Origin of the sequence: Pantoea sp. GM_Pan_3 (assembly GCF_026541045.1) — a bacterium.
GTDB classification, from domain to species: domain Bacteria; phylum Pseudomonadota; class Gammaproteobacteria; order Enterobacterales; family Enterobacteriaceae; genus Pantoea; species Pantoea anthophila.
This window is the reverse complement of sequence record NZ_JALNVA010000009.1, coordinates 14,103-28,695: the sequence shown is the minus strand read 5'-3', so window position 1 is coordinate 28,695 and position 14,593 is coordinate 14,103. Positions and strand designations below refer to the sequence as shown.

The window sequence follows — 14,593 nt, the reverse complement described above, 5'->3', positions numbered from 1 at the left end:
GCTGATCCGATATTCAGAAGGTCATTGATTCACCATCTTCAGGGATCAATACCCGATCAGCAATACCCTGTTCCGAAGTGTAAGCACGCAGTTCAGCGCGAGTCAGTAAACAGTGGTTAATGGCTTCCATGTGCGAGGCGACCAGAGTAGCGTCCGGCAAAAAACGCAGGGTGCGTAGCGTGTCTTCTTTTCCCATAATGATCGGTCCGTAACGATCGTTCATCGCGTTGCCGGTATTCATCACCACGACCTGAGGTGCAAATCGTTGCAGCGTTCTGACATAGGGTTTTACCCAGACCGTATCACCTGCAATATAGAGCGTTTTCTCTGACGGATGAGTAAATACCAGGCCACAGGCATCGCCCAAAATATCGCCCATAACGTTGTCGGCATAGAGCGCATTACTGCCGTGCTGACCCTCAGTTTTATAGATCGTCAGCCCCTCAGTAAAGGGATTCGCGTCCTGCAACACCCTGACGTTATCAAACCCTTGTGAGCGTATCAGCGCTGCATCACTGCTGTTCTGGCTATAGAGAGTCATGCTTTTTGGAATCAGCTGCTGTGCTTCTTCATCCCAGTGATCGCTGTGCGTGTGTGTGACAATCACTGCATCGACTGCCAGCAGTTCAGAAAGCGTGAACGGGAGATCGACCATCGGGTTTCTCAGATGGGGACGCGCATAACCGGCAAAACCGGGCCTGGCCTCTTTTTCAGCCAGCATCGGATCGATCAGGAACTTTTTGCCTGCATAATCCAGTAGTAGTGTGGCATTTCGAATCTGTGTCAGCTTCATTTATGGCTCCGTTAATCGTCTCACGCGGTAACCAGGAAACTTTACGGCAGGACCCTGTCAGCGCGTGACAGGCTCAGAAGACAGGATTCGATGGAATCGGGCCAGACTGCGAGTTTTTACGGATAGCAGATGACGTCATCACTGCTGCACTGGAAGAAGGGTGAAGATAAAAAAAATGCCGCAGCAGGCTGCTGCGGCATGACTATTCAGGCTTCCATCAGAAATCGGCTTTCAGTACCACACGGTAATTGGCTTTACCGGCACGAACGTGGTCCAGCGCCTTATTGATGTCAGACATCGGGAAATACTCAACCTGAGGGGCAATGTCAGCCCGGGAAGCGAGGCGCAGCAGAGAACGCAGCTGGCCTGGCGAACCGGTGGACGACCCCGTCACCGCCTTATCGCCCATGATCAGTTCGAAAGCACTCACTTCAATCGGCTTCATCACAGCACCCACGGTGTGGAATTTGCCCTGAGGAGCCAGCGCAGCGAAATAGGGCTTCCAGTCGAGGTCGACAGCAACGGTGCTCAGGATCAGGTCAAAACGACCCGCCTGTTTCTTCAGGGCTTCAGCGTCGCGGCTGTTAACCACTTCGTCAGCACCCATATCCAGGATTGACTGCTTCTTATCCGGAGTTGAACTGAAGGCCACAACTTCGGCGCCCATCGCGTGCAGGATCTTAATCGCAATGTGGCCCAGACCGCCGATACCAATCACGCCGACGCGGCTGGTGGCAGTGATGTTGCTCATCAGCAGCGGTTTAAACACGGTAATCCCGCCACACAGCAGGGGACCCGCGGTCGCTGCATCCAGCTTCTCTGGCAGCGGGATCACCCACTGCCAGTCAGCGCGCAGCTTCTCGGCAAAACCACCTTTGTTCATGATGGTCGGGATACTGCCCTGCTGGCAGTTAACCTGTTCGCCGTTGATACAGGCATCACAGTGCTGACAGCTTTTTGCCGTCCAGCCAATGCCCACTCGCTGACCGACAGAGAGTCCTTTGTTTTTAGCCGCATCACCCAGGGCAGAGACCCGGCCGATGACTTCGTGTCCGGCAATCACCGGAAACTGAGAGATGCCCCATTCGTTGTCGATCATCGACAGGTCTGAGTGGCAGACGCCACAATACTCGACCTCGACTTCAACTTCTTCGGCTGCCAGCTCGGCGGCATCGTACTCATAGAGTTCCAGGGCCTGGCCAGCCTGCATGGCTGCATAACTTTTGATTTTCATTTATACCTCTGCGTGGTTAATCACCGACAAGTGTAACAACTGCGGGCGCGGCTTGCCTGGCCGATGCGCTTATATCGCAATTTCTTACATTTTATCGAGATAAATCAGCCTTTAACCTGTGCGCCGGAGAGCGTCTGCAGCACCTTAAGCTGGGCTACTGCCTCCTGCATCGCGTCCATGCCCTGCGTGAGTTCACGCAGGCTGCCGAGGTGCTTCGCAATATCGGCGCGCTCATGTCGCGTCTGCTGATTCATGGCAGCCAGCGTGTCGGCTGCGCTGATGCTGCGCTCTGCCATCTGCGCGGCGGTCTGCGCTGAATCACTGGCCACCAGCCGGATACGTGAGATGGTGCTTACGGCCTCACTGATGTTACTGGCGGTCGCTTCAGCCTGCTCTTTCGACGAGTGCGCCAGCCGACGAACCTCGCCCGCCACCACGGCAAAGCCGCGTCCCGCCTCGCCCGCGCGCGCCGCTTCGACTGCCGCATTCAGGGCCAGAATATTGGTCTGGAAAGCAATGTTGCTGATGCCGTGCGTAATGTCGTTGATGCCGTTAGAGATTTTCTCCAGATCGTCCAGCCCCTCATCCAGCCGGCCCTGTGCCTGCTGACTTTCCGTCGCGATGTTACTGATGTTACGGATACTGCTCTCCGCCAGGCTCAGGGTTTCGCCCTGGCTCTGGGTCGCCAGTTCCAACACCGGCAGCGCTTCCATCAGCGGAGTCAATGCCTGCTGATAGGTGATGACCCGATCGAGCACCCGCGTCTGGATGCTGTTCAGCGCTTCCCAGCGACGCAGACCGCGTTGCGCGTAATGCGCGGCATAACCGGCATACTCCACCGGGAACTGGCTCATGGCTTTCACATCGCGATTGAAGAAGACCAGCGCCGAAAGCGTCTGATTGATCGGCACGCCCAGAATTTCGCCGAAGCTGGAAAAACCGGCAGCGGCAATCCCTTTAAAGAAATGGGCATTATGCAGCTTGTCGGCATTGCCGACGCGGCGCAGGATACAGTCATTCATCAGAATCGCCGCCGGTTTACCATGCTGAGCGGTAAACGCCTGCCACTCCTGCTGCGTCGTCTGCTGGAAATCTTTTTCCTGCATCAGGAACAGCCGGTCGCCAAACTCCAGGTCGCAGAAAAACTGCACGCCGCTGGATTCGATTTTGGCAATGGAGCGGATAAAAAACTCATCCCCGACTTTAACGCCAAAGGTCAGCCCTTTCAGCCGCTCGGCCAGTTGCGCTTCACTGCAGTTGAGGTGTTCGCACAGCGCCGGAACAAAGGGCTGCTGCTGACCGTGACGGTTAAATACCGAGGTGACGGAGCGCGCGACCGGGTCAGCTTCGGCTATCAGCCAGCTCTGATCGCGTGGCGTAAAGTTCTGGCTTTTAAACGGCGCAAAGGATTTTCCTGGCGCCATCTGGCAGAAAACGATCACCGCTTTGCCCTGCAGCACCTTGCCACCGACACCGATCCAGGTGCCATCAAAGGTAATCCGGCCGCCCGCTGAACCGCCAATGGCCAGGCAGGGAAAGCGCCCGCTGTTGTACCAGGCCTGCATCAGAAAACCTTCTGATGCGGAAAGCCCGTCACAGTAAATCATGGCGAAAGTACGGTCGGCAGAGAGCGGCATTCGCACCGGCAATCGCGCCAGCTCCTGCTGGATGGCGCTGATGCGCTGGCTGGCGGTCTGCGTATCGGCGACGTGAAGATCGACAATGTGCGTCTCATGACGAGCGATCAGCGTGTCCGGCAGCCAGAGATAGCTCCCTTCCGGACCATTCCCCTCACAGTAAGTGCTCTGTGGACGGCTGCTGCTCAGCGCGCCATTCGAGGAGAGTGTCAGCACCGTCAGATCGGCAGACGTAAAGCGTTGCCAGGCCTGACTGACCCGCCGGAAATCCGCCTCAGGCGGAACAAACGTCATCAGGATCCCGCCCGCGCGTGCGCTCAGGCCGATGGAAGAGAGTGAAGCAGGCATTGCACGGCAATCGTAAGTGCCATTTGCAGGCTGGCTGCTACGCCGGAGACGCGCAGCAGGCAGGCGACTTTTGATCGTCTTGATGATCGACATATTATTATTTTCGCTTTTATAAGATTAACTTACGCATAAATTTTGCGTTTACTGGTGTGTAAAAGGAGGGCTAAATGCAGGTCCGTTCGCGTTCAGAACTCGGCGCTGAGTACCGGTTTCGTCAATGATCGGCGGGCTCAACGCCTATGGGTTATCGCCCGTAGTGGGAAAACCTTTAACGATTGCTGCAGGTGGTTTAATCAATGAATTTGTTACATTTTATTAGCATAATGTAACCCCGGGCAGCGGCAGGCCAGGAAGATATAAAGCTGCGCGGGCCTCTCTTCCGCCGCATCCGGATAAATTACGTGGCCGCACGGTTTCAGGAACTGAGCGGCACACTTTCCTTCTACCTTTCGTTCTGCTCCTGCCAGTGTTCTTCGCACCGCGCCCGCGCTTCAGCGGGCAGATCGCGCAAATCTGGCAATGTATCGCCGGAGCCGTAGCCCATTGCTCCTGTTGCCTCCTGCTGTTCATCCTGCGCAGCGAAAGTAAGCTTCTCCTCCAGGGCCTGCCAGCTATCACCCTGCTGCCGGTAGATCACGGCATAAGTGGGCATCTGGTCATCATCACCATAAATTTCATATTTCTGTTTCTGTCCACCGGAACCCAGCTCCAGCGTGTCGATTAAGGTGTCATTACGCATTGCGTTCTCCTTTTTCGTCAGGCTTTTAAGCGTAGTTCAACTGCCATGACCCTGCCGGCGCTAAAAATTCATTCATTACCCCTCCGCTTATCAAGGAATTCATGGTCAGCCTTTGCTTAAACGAAGCGGACGACTATCCTTCCTGCTGTGACTAGCTAGTCCTTTTTATCTCACGGAACACTGATAGGAGGTCTTTCTATGACACAACAGAAATACAGAGGTGGTGCCGGTAATTTTGCCAACGATCCAGAACGCGCGAGTGAAGCTGGCAGTGCAGGAGGCAAGGTCAGTGGGGGCAATTTCAAGAATGATCATGAAAAAGCCAGGGAAGCGGGTCGGAAAGGAGGCAAGATTAGTCGCCGTCCTTCTAAGTAGTTCTGAATAAAGCGCTTTAGGAGTTTGTACGCCATGGAGTGGCATCTCTGCCGACGATGTCCAGAGCTCTCACTCCGCCGTTTCGCTCTATTTTCTCCTGAACGTTGCCGATACAGGCTGGCAGAGGGAGGGTTTATCATTCGTCTGATGAAGCACCGCGCAAAATAATCAGTCCTGACTATCCTGAAATAAAGGATATTAATCAGGAGAGAACGATGAAATTTTTCTATTTTGTTTCGCTTATTGCCTCTGCACTCTATTTACTGGCCTTTCTGCCTAAACTCCGCACTCGCCGCGAACCCATTGCCTACTGGGGATGCTGGACTTATCTTGGTGCTAACGCCATTTTCTGGGCCGTTTATGGTGTTCTGCATTACATTTAGTGGAACGCCGTAAGCAAAGCGCAAAACAGCCATTTATTCCAGCTATCCGATTGAAATAAATGGCTGTTTTTACCCACTCCTTCACAACAGTAGAGGATGATCTCTTCTTCTCTCCGATTGTGGGATATATTGGCAGCACTCTCGTGAACCTCTCTGCATAACAGGTACTTTCGGCAATGGCTTTAATCCCTAAAAACTATGCGCGGCTTGAAAGCGGCTACCGTGAAAAAGCACTCAAACTCTATCCCTGGGTGTGTGGTCGCTGCTCGCGCGAGTTTGTTTATTCAAACCTGCGTGAACTGACGGTTCACCATATTGACCATGACCACACCAACAACCCGGAAGATGGCAGTAACTGGGAACTGTTGTGTCTCTATTGTCATGACCATGAGCACTCGAAGTATACCGAGGCGGACCAGTACGGCACCCGCGTCGTAGCAGGCGAGGATGCACAAAAGGATGTCGGTGAAGCCACCTACAATCCTTTTGCTGACCTGAAATCGATGATGAATAAGAAGAAGTAACCTCTGCCCATCCCGCCTGTCGGCCCGCTGAACGCGCACTGACAGGCTCAGGTCCTTCACTGGCGGGCGGTATAAAAATCACCCTGCAACTGACATGCCTGTTGCCCGCTGTCCACCTCCAGACAGAGATCGACATCCTCACCAAATCCGCGCTGCTGAAGTTCCCGGGCTGAAGAGCACCCGCGAAGGGATAGCGGATTCATCTGCTGCCAGGCGGCGACCGCCCCCTGCGCTTCCGGGGAACAGCGTTCACGTCCGATAGCGGCAATAATGCCGCCTGCGGCCAGATAGTCTTCGATCGCAGGGCGAAGCGTGCCGTCAGGCCAACGCTCGCCGCAGGGGATAACCAGGACGCGCCGGAAGTCACGACAGGCTCTGGCAGTGAGTGAGAGATTCCGGAAACAGCCGCTGAATACCGTCACGCCACTCTCCCGCGCCAGGAACGAAATCGCTGAACCATTGGGAGAGGGAAGCACCAGTTTTTCGCCCGCGGCCAGTTTTCGCATCGACGCCGGAGAGAGACTGAAACCGCCTGTACCACTCAGCCTGTCAGGGCTGGCTGCCCTTGCGCCGATGCTGTCTGCATACGTCAACGCAGAGGCGTCTTTCCAGGGGTACGGATAAACCTGTGCGCCCTGGTCGACCGCCAGACTGACACAGGTGGAAAATGACATGACGTCAACGATCACAATACAGTCCACATCCTGAGCAACGTAACTGACGGCCGCGGGCCCCCACTCAAGACGGATGTCAGACTGCGCCTGATTACACCACTGCATCTCTTATCCTCCGTGGCAGCCTGCCACTCATTGCCAGCGATCATGCGCCAGATTGCAAACGGGCGCTCGTTAGTCAGAATATCAGGCTGCGCAGGAAGAAAACGATAGCTGAAATAAAAGTTTGAAAATCAATTTCCTGGCCAGCTATAGTCAGCCAGAGAAGATGAGCGACGACGCCGGAGCAGATCGATGATTTCAAAAGAGAATGCGGAACATTATCAGTGGGGTGACAGATGCGACGGCTGGTACCTGGTCAACCGCCAGGATATGTTAATCATTCACGAAAAAATGCCGCCCGGCACGCGTGAGAAACGGCACTATCATGCGGCGTCCAGACAGTTTTTCTTTGTTCTTAGCGGGGTGCTGACGATGGAGCTTGACTGCACCGTGCAGGATATCAGCGCGCAACAGGGTATCGAAATCCCCCCGCAATCTGCACATCAGGCGCAGAATAACGGTGATGGCGCGGTCGAATTTCTGGTTATTTCGCATCCCACGACGCGCGGGGATCGTGAAGATATAGCCTGAGCAACCGCCTCTGTCATTACGGCAGGCGCGAAGCACAAGAATACGCTGCCGTCATATTTACGCTGAACAGGCACGCTGTACCCTCTGTTGATTTTGCCCTTCTGCGGCTGTGAATATTATTGCCGCATTAATGCAGGTCAGAAAATTTATCGACACAACTTTCCCTAGCAGAAACTAATTAATTCCCGGGTACTTTCCGCGCCATTCACTTCTATTAAAATACATAAAAACAGTCAGTTAAAAAGTTAAGAGCGATACCAATGCTTACCAGGCTTAAATTAAGCACGATATTCCTGTTAAGTCATGACAGTCCGCCTCGCTTATTTCCCGACAAAAACAGCGCGGCGCTCTGCTTATTTTCGCGCTGAAAAGGATGGCGCAGTACCCACCGAAACATTTTGAGAAAGAATTTCGCGACATATTAGCCAGAATCCACGCGGTTAACGGTTTTCTGTACCAGACTTAGCCGATAACAATAGAGACAATGTGGAGCATTATGAAAGAGCAAAATCGCACAAATGGCATTGCCCCTTATGGTGGCGCGGCCGGAGGCTGGGGTGCATTAAAGGCGGTTGCCGATGCTATCCGCGGCCAGATGTCTGTAAAACAGGATGTTATCGCCCTGTTCAAAGTTAACCAGCCGCAGGGCTTTGACTGCCCGGGATGTGCCTGGCCGGATCCGCAACATGCCTCGTCCTTTGAGTTCTGCGAAAACGGGGCAAAAGCGGTGTCATGGGAAGCGACCAGCAAACGCACCACACCCGCCTTCTTTGCCGCCCATACGGTGACAGAGCTATGGGAGCGCAGCGCACTGCACCTTGAGGGCGAAGGCCGCCTGACGCATCCGATGAAGTACGATGCCGCATCTGACACCTATCAGCCCATCGAATGGGAGACCGCGTTTCGTGAGATTGGTGAACACCTGCGCAGTTACGAAGACCCGGACAGCGTGGAGTTTTACACCTCCGGCCGGGCCTCAAATGAAGCCGCGTTTCTGTGGCAGCTCTTCGCCCGCGAATATGGCACCAATAATTTCCCCGACTGCTCAAACATGTGTCATGAACCCACCAGCGTCGGACTGCCGGAGTCCATCGGCGTCGGCAAAGGCACGGTTGAACTGGAGGATTTCGACCACTGTGACCTGGTGTTATGCATTGGTCACAATCCCGGTACGAATCACCCACGCATGCTGGGGACGCTGCGCGAAGTCGCTAAGCGCGGTGGCACGATTGTGGCGATCAACCCCCTGCGGGAGCGCGGTCTGGAGCGCTTTACCTCACCGCAAAGCCCGATAGAGATGCTGTCGCTAAGCTCGACTGAACTGGCCTCAACCTATTACAAAGTACGGGTAGGCGGCGATGCAGCGATGCTGAAAGGGGTGATGAAAATCCTGCTGACCCTGCATGAAGAAGCGCTGAGTCAAGGTAAACCAGGCGTCATTGATGAGGCGTTTATCACTCAGCACACCGAAGGCTTCGACGCGCTGAAAGCCGACCTGGAGAGCACCGACTGGGATCATATCCTGAAGGTCTCGGGGATGACGCGTGAAGAGATCCAGCACGTTGCCCGGCTCTATGCCAGCGCTGAACGCACGATTATCTGCTACGGCATGGGGATCACTCAGCACCAGTACGGCACCCAGAATGTGCAGCAGATTGCCAACCTGCTGCTGATGCGCGGCAACATCGGTAAACCCGGTGCAGGTATCTGTCCGTTACGCGGTCACTCCAACGTTCAGGGCGACCGCACGGTGGGCATCACGGAGATCCCGCCGCAATCGCTGCTGGACAGTATTGAAAAAGTGTTTGGCTTCCGGCCGCCGCAGAAGCATGGTCACGGTGCCGTTGAGGCAATTAAGGCGATGCGCGATGGCAAAGCCAAAGCGCTGCTCTGTCTGGGTGGTAACCTGGCAGAAGCGATCTCCGATCCACAGGTCACCTTCCCGGCGATGCGTAATCTCGATCTGGTTGTGCATATGGCAACCAAGCTGAACCGCTCACACCTGCTGCTCGGCAGGCATAACTATCTGCTACCGGTGCTGGGCCGCACGGAGACGGATGTGCAGGCAACGGGTGCGCAGAGTGTGACGGTGGAAGATTCGATGTCCATGGTGCATGCCTCGCGCGGCTCGCTCGATCCGGCATCGCCGCATCTCAAATCGGAACCGGCACTGGTGGCCGCGCTGGCTAAAGCGACCCTGCCAGACAGCGTGGTGGACTGGTCCGCGATGGCAGCCGATTACAGCCGCATCCGTGACGCCATCGAAGCGGTCTTTCCGGCGTTCGAAAACTTCAACGAGCGGATTAAGCACCCGGGTGGATTCCGGCTCTATAACGCCGCATCAGAACGCGTCTGGCATACGCCTTCCGGTAAGGCGCAGTTCAAAGTGATGCAGGGCATCAATGAAGATCCCCGCTCGCTGAAATGCCACGACCTGGTGCTGACCACCCTGCGCAGTCACGACCAGTACAACACGACCCTTTATGGGCTGAACGACCGTTATCGTGGCGTCACGGGCCGTCGTGATGTGCTGTTTATTAATGCCGAAGAGGCGGAGAAACGCCAGTTGCGGGTGGGCGACCGTGTCGATCTGATGGCGCTGGACCCGGAGGGCAATCCTACCTCCCGCCAGATGAAAAACCTGACGATTGTGATTATCGATATGGCACCCGGATCGGTCGGGGCCTACTATCCGGAAGCCAACGTGATGGTGCCGCTCGACAGCCACGACACGCAGAGCGGCATTCCGGCTTACAAAAGCATTCCGATCGCCATGACACGCGTCACGGATGAGACACAGACAACGTCGGGTGTTCTGCGCTGATCCCGTGTGTCGCAAAGGTTGAGACCTGATGTTACCCGCGTGGCCGGCGTGCCGGTCACGCGGGTTTTTTCGTCCCGGCCAGGCGGCCCGCTGCGCCGGATTGAACACGGCCAGAGCACCTGCCGTGAAGCAGATCTGGCAAACTCATCCTATACCTTACCGTGTTAAAACGGTTTCATTCGCTATCCTCTCTTAACTGCCTGCGCTGACCGTCAGCGCCTCACCGGAAGATTGCCATGTTTCACCTGATTTTCAGCTTACCCAGCTGGTATGTCATTGCCCGCGTCATTATTCCTTTGTCCCTGCCCCTGTCCGTAAAAATCCTGCTCTCTGCACTGGCGCTGCTGGCCTCTCAATATCTGCTGGTGAGTCGCTTCACATCCGGCGGGATCTTCTCAGCAGAGATGCCCCGCGCCATCATCATTCTGTTTAACTGGGCTTACGGCACCGTGCTGCTGCTGGCCGTGTTTCAGATCGTGCTGGATGCTGTCATGCTGCTTGCCCTGATGCTGCGACATCCGCTGCCGCTGTCGCCCGGTGCGCGCTATCTGACCGTCCTGCTGGCGATGGGGCTGGCGGCTTTCGGGGTTCAGCAGGCAATACGGGTGCCTCCCGTCAAAGAGGTGACGCTGTTCCTGCCGAATCTGCCTGCTGAGTTTGATGGCTATCAGCTTCTGCAACTGACCGACCTGCATATCACGCGACTGTTTAATGCTGTCTGGACCCGCGCCATGGTGGAGCGGGCGATGTCCCTCCGGCCCGACCTTATTGTGGTGACGGGGGATGTGATCGATGGCAGCCTGGAACACCGGCGGCATGATGTTGCGCCACTGCACGGTCTGGCTGCGCCCGACGGCGTCTGGGCCATCACCGGCAATCACGAATATTTCTTTCATCAGGCGATCTGGACGGCGCATCTGGCTTCGCTGGGGCTGCAGCCGCTGCTTAACAGCCATACGGTGATTCAGCGCGGTGAAGCCAGCCTGGTCATTGCGGGTCTGCCCGACGCCTCCGCGCCGCGCCGACAGGCGACCGGCCCCGATCTGGCCCGTGCGCTGGAGCAGGTTCCCGAAAACGCCCCCATTATTCTGCTGGACCACCAGCCACGCAATGCCCGCGAGAACGCCGCACAGGGTGTCGATGTGCAGCTCTCCGGCCATACGCACGGAGGTCTGATTGTCGGGCTGGATCGCCTGTTTGCAAAACCCAACGCCGGTTTTGTTTCCGGGCTTTATCAGGTCGGCGGAATGCAGCTTTATGTCAACAACGGCACGGCGCTCTGGCCTGGCATGGCGATCAGGCTGGGCCGCCCCTCGGAGCTGACCCGGATTACCCTGCGCCGTCAGCCCTGAGGCGATAAAGGCGCCGCCGGGTGCGCATCATCCCGATCGAGACAAAGGAGAACCTCATGACCCTGTTATGTACCGCCTGTGGCACCGCCTATCCTGCTTCGGCTACGCATCAGCACTGTAAAATCTGTGAGGATGAACGTCAGTATATCCCGGCTTCGGGTCAGGGCTGGATCCCGTTCGACCAGCTGCGCGCCAGCCACGCCAATAAATGGACGGCACACAGTGAGGCACTGTTAAGTTTTAAAACCGTGCCCGCGTTTGCCATCGGCCAGCGCGCTTTTCTGCTGCGGACGCCGCAGGGCAACGTGCTGTGGGACTGCCTTGCCAACCTTGATGATGCCACCTTTACGCTGATCGCGGCGCTGGGTGGCATTGATGCCATCGCGATTTCACATCCGCACTACTACACCACGATGCAGGAGTGGGCGGAGGCGTTTAACGCGCCCATTCATCTGCATGCCCGTGATCGGCAGTGGATCGTCCGGGAGAGCCCGCATATCCGGCTCTGGCAGGGCGGCTCGCTGACGCTGATGCCGGGTGTGACGCTGTTACGGCTGGGGGGGCATTTCCCGGGTGGCTGCGTGCTGCACCGGGACGAAGGCGACGGGATCATTCTGGCGGGTGATATTCTGCAGGTGACGCCGGGTGCGCATGGCGTGTCGTTTATGTGGAGCTATCCGAACATGCTGCCGCTCTCTGCGGCCACGGTTGGTGACCTTCTGCAGCGGCTCTCGGGTGTGACATTCGGACAGCTTTATGGCGCCTTTGAAGGTCAGGATATCCTTCAGCAGGCGAAAGAGAAGGTGATGCGATCGGGAGAGAAGTATCTCGCCTGTCTGCAGGATCATCAGGCGTGACACAGTAACGGAACAGCCGCCCCTTCAGGCGACGGCTGTTCCGGTCTTATCAGGCCGTTTTAAACAGCGCGACCAGGGTACGCAACTGCACGGCCCGCCCGGCAAGCTCATCCGCAGAAGAAGCGGACTCTTCAACCAGCACGGCGTTCTGCTGGGTAACCTGATCCATCTGATTGACCGCAATATTGACCTGCGAAATACCGCTGGTCTGCTCTTCCGTAGAGGAGGAGATATCGCGCATCAGCTGAGAAGTCTGTTCAATCGCGCTGACGCTCTGCTTCACTCGGTCGCCTGCGTTCCGGGCCATCGTGATCCCTTCCTGCGCATGAAGCACCGACTGCTCAATCAGACTCTTGATCTCTTTGGCTGCTGTCGCTGAACGCTGTGCCAGCGCCCGCACCTCTGAGGCAACAACGGCAAAGCCTTTACCCTGCTCTCCGGCACGCGCCGCTTCAACCGCCGCATTCAGTGCCAGAATGTTGGTCTGGAAAGCAATGCTGTCGATTACCGACGTGATCTCTTCAATTTGTCCCGAACTGCCGCGGATTTTGTGCATGGTTTCCATCACCGAATCCATGGCCGAGCCACTGGAGAGGGCCGCCTGCGTCGCAGAATCCGCGCGTTCAGAGGCAAAGCGGGTGTTCTCGGCATTCTGCTGCATGATGGACGCCAGTTGCTCCATGCTGGCAGCCGTTTCCGCCAGGGACGCCGCCTGCTCTTCGGTGCGTGACGAGAGGTCGCCATTGCCGCGGGCAATCTCTTCCGACGAGCTGGCGATGGTCGCGGCGTTGCCTTTGATATCCGAGACCAGCTGGGCAAGACGCTGCTGCATCTGCATCAGGGCATTCAGCAGCTCAGCCATTTCGTTGCTGCCGGACACGGTCAGCTCTGCCGTCAGATCACCGGCGGCGACGCGACTGGCGACTTCCACGGCCTCTCTGACCGGCCGGGTGACCGAACGGGTGATCATCACGGCCAGCAGGATCGCCAGCAGGGCAATCGCCAGAAGGCCGGACAGCAACAGATATTGTGCATGTCGGCGCTCATCGATTTGTGACTGCAGGAGTATCTGCAGCTGGTTGCTGCTCTGACTGCCCAGCATGCCATAGCGATTAATCGCTTCGGTTAAGATACGGACATATTCTACCGGCGTGATGGTCACATTCCCGGTCACAATCGCCCCTTCAGCCTGCTGCAGGGCATTCAGAGCCTGCTGTCTGGCATTCTGCGCCAGCTCGCCGAACATCGCTTTGAGATCCGGTTCAATGGTGAACACCTTATCCATATTACTGCTGAACTGTGACAGCGCCGTTTTGCCATTATCGATCTGGAAGGCCAGGCGACTGCGATCGGCATCAGAGATATTACCGCTGGCGATCAGTGAGGCCCCCCCGCCACGGATCTGACCCAGCGTCTCGGTCAGCAGCGGCAGTCGGCTATAAACACTGACGATCAGCTGGTAGGTATTCAAATCAGCATCCAGTGAGAGCTGGTAGTAATCCAGTACATCCTGATTCGTTTCCAGCAGAACCTGGATCAGATGCGTGTGCCGTGCCAGGCTGGTCGCCAGCGTCAGTCGTCCGCCCACCAGATCCTCCTGCAGCTGACGCCACTCCTGATTAACCTGGTCCAGACGCGTTAATGGCTGCGCCTGCTCACTGCTTTGACGCAGATCGGCAGCAATGCTTTCAGATACGCTGTTAATCTGGGTCACTAACGCCAGACGCGGTGGGTTATCCATTCTGTTCTGGCCAATGGCGATGGCGCTTTCTGCACGATGACGCTGCAGCAGGCTCAGCAGCTGCAGTACTTTTTTCTCAACCGGAATACCGGTGAGTTCAACTTTCTTGGTGTCAATGAGCTGGTTGCCCGTCTGAATAAAGAGAAAAGTGGGTAAAACAAACAGCACCAGTGCAAAGGCTCCCAGTAAAAGGAATTTTGCTGGCAAATTAATCCGGTCGAGTACTTTTTTCATTCTTTTCCGCTCTGATGTGTTAAGCATGCAGGTGATGTCATACCCAAAATGGGTAATGTAATTTTATTTTTACGAATTTTTCATATGCAGCCCATAGCGGTTTATGCGTAGCACGAAGCCGCCTGAAGGCAATGAAATTTACTTAGTTAAATAAAGGGCTGGATAACAGCAAGAGAGAGTATAGATTGCACCAGGTTATTTTACAGTGAATAAACAGACGATAGTTACAGCCACTTCCACTTAAG

The 14,593-nt window shown here is 55.9% G+C and carries 13 protein-coding genes; 7 read left to right on the top strand and 6 right to left on the bottom strand.

What is annotated here, in order from left to right; all coding sequences use genetic code 11:
• Window positions 1-13: 13 nt before the first annotated feature.
• The 4 genes from OXR04_RS20200 to OXR04_RS20185 form a co-directional block, all read right to left on the bottom strand.
• On the bottom strand, window positions 14-793 hold the full coding sequence (locus OXR04_RS20200) for an MBL fold metallo-hydrolase (protein WP_267372824.1): 780 nt from the start codon (window positions 791-793) through the stop codon (window positions 14-16).
• Between the two features lie 217 nt (window positions 794-1,010).
• Window positions 1,011-2,027 carry an NAD(P)-dependent alcohol dehydrogenase gene (locus OXR04_RS20195; protein ID WP_009093125.1) on the bottom strand — a complete coding sequence of 339 codons (1,017 nt, stop codon included), beginning with the start codon at window positions 2,025-2,027 and terminating at the stop codon, window positions 1,011-1,013.
• Between the two features lie 104 nt (window positions 2,028-2,131).
• Window positions 2,132-4,105 carry a methyl-accepting chemotaxis protein gene (locus OXR04_RS20190; protein WP_267372823.1) on the bottom strand — a complete coding sequence of 658 codons (1,974 nt, stop codon included), beginning with the start codon at window positions 4,103-4,105 and terminating at the stop codon, window positions 2,132-2,134.
• Between the two features lie 349 nt (window positions 4,106-4,454).
• Complete coding sequence (locus OXR04_RS20185; protein WP_140923814.1) at window positions 4,455-4,751, bottom strand: hypothetical protein; 297 nt, start codon at window positions 4,749-4,751, stop codon at window positions 4,455-4,457.
• A 198-nt stretch (window positions 4,752-4,949) separates the two neighbouring features.
• Here OXR04_RS20185 and OXR04_RS20180 point away from each other — a divergent pair, with 198 nt between their 5' ends.
• The 3 genes from OXR04_RS20180 to yajD all read left to right on the top strand — a co-directional run bounded on the left by OXR04_RS20180 (window position 4,950) and on the right by yajD (window position 6,033).
• Window positions 4,950-5,126, top strand: a complete 177-nt coding sequence (locus OXR04_RS20180; RefSeq protein ID WP_009093122.1) for a general stress protein — start codon at window positions 4,950-4,952, stop codon at window positions 5,124-5,126.
• 215 nt (window positions 5,127-5,341) lie between these two features.
• Window positions 5,342-5,509, top strand: a complete 168-nt coding sequence (locus tag OXR04_RS20175) for a hypothetical protein (protein ID WP_162836542.1) — start codon at window positions 5,342-5,344, stop codon at window positions 5,507-5,509.
• Between the two features lie 176 nt (window positions 5,510-5,685).
• On the top strand, window positions 5,686-6,033 hold the full coding sequence (gene yajD / locus OXR04_RS20170) for an HNH nuclease YajD (protein WP_009093119.1): 348 nt from the start codon (window positions 5,686-5,688) through the stop codon (window positions 6,031-6,033).
• 56 nt (window positions 6,034-6,089) lie between these two features.
• Here the strand turns inward: yajD and OXR04_RS20165 are convergent, their stop codons facing one another.
• Window positions 6,090-6,812 (bottom strand): 2-phosphosulfolactate phosphatase, encoded by a 723-nt coding sequence (locus OXR04_RS20165; protein ID WP_267372822.1) that lies wholly within the window; start codon window positions 6,810-6,812, stop codon window positions 6,090-6,092.
• A gap of 189 nt (window positions 6,813-7,001) precedes the next feature.
• On the opposite strand from OXR04_RS20165, the gene OXR04_RS20160 reads away from it, so the two are divergent.
• The 4 genes from OXR04_RS20160 (at window position 7,002) to OXR04_RS20145 (ending at window position 12,373) form a co-directional block, all read left to right on the top strand.
• Complete coding sequence (locus OXR04_RS20160) at window positions 7,002-7,340, top strand: cupin domain-containing protein (protein ID WP_267372821.1); 339 nt, start codon at window positions 7,002-7,004, stop codon at window positions 7,338-7,340.
• Between the two features lie 496 nt (window positions 7,341-7,836).
• Window positions 7,837-10,164: an FdhF/YdeP family oxidoreductase gene (locus OXR04_RS20155; protein ID WP_009093116.1), complete on the top strand. Its 2,328-nt coding sequence runs from the start codon at window positions 7,837-7,839 to the stop codon at window positions 10,162-10,164.
• Window positions 10,165-10,400: 236 nt separating this feature from the next.
• A complete protein-coding gene (locus tag OXR04_RS20150) occupies window positions 10,401-11,516 on the top strand; it encodes a metallophosphoesterase (protein WP_267372819.1) in 1,116 nt (371 codons plus the stop codon).
• Between the two features lie 56 nt (window positions 11,517-11,572).
• Entirely contained in the window at window positions 11,573-12,373 is an 801-nt protein-coding gene (locus tag OXR04_RS20145; RefSeq protein WP_267372818.1) for an MBL fold metallo-hydrolase, read from the top strand.
• A gap of 49 nt (window positions 12,374-12,422) precedes the next feature.
• On the opposite strand, the gene OXR04_RS20140 is transcribed toward OXR04_RS20145, so the two are convergent.
• Window positions 12,423-14,348 (bottom strand): methyl-accepting chemotaxis protein, encoded by a 1,926-nt coding sequence (locus tag OXR04_RS20140; RefSeq protein ID WP_150030324.1) that lies wholly within the window; start codon window positions 14,346-14,348, stop codon window positions 12,423-12,425.
• Window positions 14,349-14,593 lie beyond the last annotated feature (245 nt).